The organism is Paratractidigestivibacter sp. (assembly GCF_052362415.1).
Taxonomy (GTDB): domain Bacteria; phylum Actinomycetota; class Coriobacteriia; order Coriobacteriales; family Atopobiaceae; genus Paratractidigestivibacter.
On record NZ_DAWEMK010000132.1, the window covers coordinates 3,415 to 4,139 of the forward strand.

The window sequence follows — 725 nt, forward strand, 5'->3', positions numbered from 1 at the left end:
CGCCGGCTCCGACGCCGTCGTGGGCATCGGCGGCGGAAAGATCTTCGACACCGCCAAGGCCGTCGCCGCCGCGGTCGACGTCCCCGTTGTCGTCGTCCCCACCATCGCCGCGACCGACGCGCCATGCTCGGCGCTCTCGGTCATCTATACCGATGAGGGCCAGTTCAAGGAGTACCAGTTCTTCAAGCAGAACCCGAACCTCGTCCTCATGGACACCGAGGTCATCGCGAAGAGCCCGGTGCGGCTGACCGTCAGCGGCATGGGCGACGCCCTCGCCACCTTCTTTGAGGCGCGCGCCTGCATGCGCTCCGATGCCGGAACCTGCGCCGGCGGCAAGGTCACGAGCGCGGCGATGGCGCTCGCCCGCCTGTGCTACGAGACCCTGATGAGCGACGGCGTCAAGGCCAAGCTCGCCCTCGAGGCCGGCGCCTGCACCGAGTCGGTCGAGAAGGTCATCGAGGCCAATACCCTGCTTTCCGGCCTCGGCTTCGAGTCCGCGGGCCTCGCCGGCGCTCACGCCATCCACAACGGCATGACCGCCATGCCCGAGACCCACGCCTACTATCATGGCGAGAAAGTCGCCTTCGGCACCCTGACCCAGCTCGTGCTCGAGAACGCCGACGAGCTCTATGAGGTCCTCGACTTCTGCGTCGAGGTCGGCCTGCCCGTGCCGTTCGCCCAGCTCGGCGTCGAGGACGCGAGCTACGAGCGTGTGCTCGAGGTCG

The 725-nt window shown here is 68.1% G+C and carries 1 protein-coding gene; it reads left to right on the forward strand.

Features of this window, described 5'->3' with window-relative positions:
• A partial coding sequence (locus tag ACT84W_RS09745; RefSeq protein WP_444329068.1) for a glycerol dehydrogenase occupies nt 1–725 on the forward strand: 725 nt, incomplete at both ends.